Annotated in this window: 4 protein-coding genes; 1 reads left to right on the top strand and 3 read right to left on the bottom strand. The window is 43.7% G+C overall.

Going from position 1 to position 2,828, the window contains the following annotated elements; all coding sequences use genetic code 11:
* Positions 1-113 precede the first annotated feature (113 nt).
* The 3 genes from ACRC32_RS17055 to ACRC32_RS17045 all read right to left on the bottom strand — a co-directional run bounded on the left by ACRC32_RS17055 (position 114) and on the right by ACRC32_RS17045 (position 1,621).
* Positions 114-338 (bottom strand): hypothetical protein, encoded by a 225-nt coding sequence (locus tag ACRC32_RS17055; protein WP_438555087.1) that lies wholly within the window; start codon positions 336-338, stop codon positions 114-116.
* A gap of 129 nt (positions 339-467) precedes the next feature.
* Positions 468-1,025, bottom strand: a complete 558-nt coding sequence (locus ACRC32_RS17050) for a hypothetical protein (RefSeq protein WP_438555086.1) — start codon at positions 1,023-1,025, stop codon at positions 468-470.
* Positions 1,026-1,042: 17 nt separating this feature from the next.
* Entirely contained in the window at positions 1,043-1,621 is a 579-nt protein-coding gene (locus ACRC32_RS17045; protein ID WP_438555085.1) for a hypothetical protein, read from the bottom strand.
* A 509-nt stretch (positions 1,622-2,130) separates the two neighbouring features.
* On the opposite strand from ACRC32_RS17045, the gene mobF reads away from it, so the two are divergent.
* On the top strand, positions 2,131-2,828 hold a 698-nt coding region (gene mobF / locus ACRC32_RS17040), incomplete at its 3' end, for a MobF family relaxase (RefSeq protein ID WP_438555084.1).

Here is a 2,828-nt window from a genome sequence, read left to right as displayed (position 1 = left end):
TAGCTCAGTGCCAGGTTGAATCGGTTGAGCTAAAATTTCAGCCGCTCTACTCCGCGCCTCAACTATGTTGGCAAATCTTGCTCCAGTTAAAAAATCGTTGGCAAAAGCCGTTGCTAAATTTTGTCGTCTATCCATTCACAACTTCGTAGCCGATTAACTTGAATTTCACCAGTTTGAGGAGAGATGGTATAGACAACTTCTCCATTCCATTTCATTTGGATTAATCTAGGAGTAATGTTTGCTGGAACGAGCTGTTCGTATAATTTCTTGCCGTTTTCAATTCGCAAAACTTCAAGATCGTCAAAGAGTAGCTGAATGGTTAGTGAATCAGATTTCATGAGAGTTTAGTCACTACATTCATGATTTAAGAGAGCCAAAAATACAGGCGATCGCAATTTCTGCTTTTGCAGCACAATTCAATTGAGATCGTGCGTAAACTTCGGATTGCCAACAATCGATAAATTCTGCTATTTTTGCCGTTTGGGTGAAGAGTGAAAGTTTCTACTATTCCGCCTGTCACATACACGCTTTTTACAGATTTTTTGGGATTTAGGAGCGGCTGGTTTGGCGATCGCTGTTTTCAATCCCCAAATTCTCATTTGGTAGCACCAACTTACTTGAGATTGACAAACTATTGCAGGTGGGGTGTTAAGTCCACCAAACCAACCCCAAAATGCAGCAATAGCACCCCACAGTAAAAAAAATGCAGTGGTATTGGCAGCTCTTTTAACAATACCTGCAAGTAAATTTAACCACTTACGCGCTTCATCATTTCTTTTCTGCAATAGGTGCAAGCGTTGTAATTCGGTCTGTATCCACTCCTGGCTTGTTTGAAGTAACTGCTTGGCTCTAATCTCCGCCTCTTGAACTACGCGCAATTCCAGGTTGCGCTTTTCTTGCTCTAACTGCTGTGCTACCCGCTGTTGTATAGCTTGTTCGACAGATGCTTCTTTTTGCTCTAAAGAGCGTCCTTTCTCAAATAAATTGTGCTGTTTAATCTCCAGCTCATGGAACAAGAGTGACATCTCTTGTTCTTTAGCCTCTAGCTGTCGCTGCTGTCGTGCTGTTCCGTCTCGAATGATTCGGTCGATGCAGCAGGCAAGCTGATAGAAGTCGGATTCGAGGCTGCCAACTGGCGGTTCTGTGCCATCTGGAGCAAAAAAGTTGTTGGCGAACCTCCACTACTTTCCAATTGAGAGCGTAACTCACTAAACTTTTGGCGCGAGGCTTCAGAATTTAACTCCTCAACAATACAGCGCATGGCTAGAGCTGGGGCGGAAGTGACAAATTTTCTCGCACTGCCTCGATACATCCCAACCATCGTTTCAGCCACCTGTACGTCTACGATGTCAACTGCTTCCTCGGCTTCAGCCGCAGCGTACTCTGCTGCTTCTTCATCTTCTTGTTCGGCAGATTTCAAGTTGACTTTAAAATAATCAGCAATTTCGCGATCGCTCCTGCGTTCCCGCTTCATCTGCCGAGCTAGCGTGAAACGAGCCATATCCTCTTCTGTATATTCGCCGTCTTTTTTAGAAAATACGCCGCACAACCTCAAAGTAGCGTACATCACGCTGCGACCGCACTGACCTGCTTTTTGCAAATCCTCATGGGTGTATCCCATATATTCCCCTTCAGTTGAAGAAATTTTCCGACCGGATGTCCAGCGATCCGATATCGGATCTGATGGAATCCAATGGACTGTCCAGTTAAATTTTAGCTTGCTCTTGCTGTTTTATTGGATAAATCCGCTGGATTTCATCTAAATAAAACTTAGAAATTAGTTACTTGTATATTCGGTATTTCTCAATGTAGTTTTTTATTGAAAAATAGTGTTTTATGTTGGACAAAACGTTGTATTTTTATCGTCAATTGTGAAGTTTTTCAATTGTGGAAGGTACACCTTCCACACCATCCTTCAATGCTACGCCTCTGTGGGAGGCTACGCTATGCTCCTAAAAGGAGCAGCACCTGTCGCTCCATAGGAGTAGAAAAATACTCTGCTAAAGCTTGTTTTGAATAGCTTTCAAAGATATATTGCTATTTAAATCGACTGTTGAATAAATTCAGTTAAGACAATTTTGAATGAGCGATCGCACTATTTAGAAATTTCGCGATTAAATAATCCTGACTATGCTCACTATAGATACGATTAATCCTCAACAAGGAGAACAATATTACCAACAGGAGAATCACTATCCTCAAGATACAGCATTGAAAAATTCCGAATGGTGGGGATGTGGTGCAACCCAGTTAGGATTAAGCAGTCAGATCCAAAATGATGCAGCATATAAAAACCTGCTCAACGGTCTGAGTCCAAATGGACAACAAAAGCTGAGGGGGAAGCCAAAACAAGTTAAGGATCGAAGCAAAAAGCAACCCAAAGAACGCGCTGGGGTAGATATGTGCTTCGCTGCACCAAAGAGCGTGTCGATCGCTTGCCTAGTCGGTGGCGATCGCCGTCTGGAAGTCGCCCACCGTCATGCCATCAAGCGCACTCTTGCATTTGCCGAGCAGCTGTTTAGCGAAACGCGAGTCAAGGGTGAGAGGGTAAAAACAGGCAATCTTACCGTGGCAATTTGGCATCACGACACGAGCCGAGAATTAGATCCTCACTTGCACAGCCATTGCATCGTGATGAATGTCACTCAACTACCGAGTGGTAAGTGGCAAAGTCGCGCTGACGGGATTCTTTACCAAAATAAAATGCTGCTGGGGCGGATTTACCGCAATGAGTTGGCATTAGAGTGCCAGAAACTAGGATATGAAATCGAACCACACCCGAAAGAGTTATTCGAGATTCAAGGATACACTCGCGAACAAATAGAAGC

Origin of the sequence: Chroococcidiopsis sp. (assembly GCF_051657925.1) — a bacterium.
Lineage (GTDB): Bacteria > Cyanobacteriota > Cyanobacteriia > Cyanobacteriales > Chroococcidiopsidaceae > Chroococcidiopsis.
The sequence above is the reverse complement of the archived record's forward strand: the minus strand, read 5'-3'. Positions and strand labels throughout refer to the sequence as shown.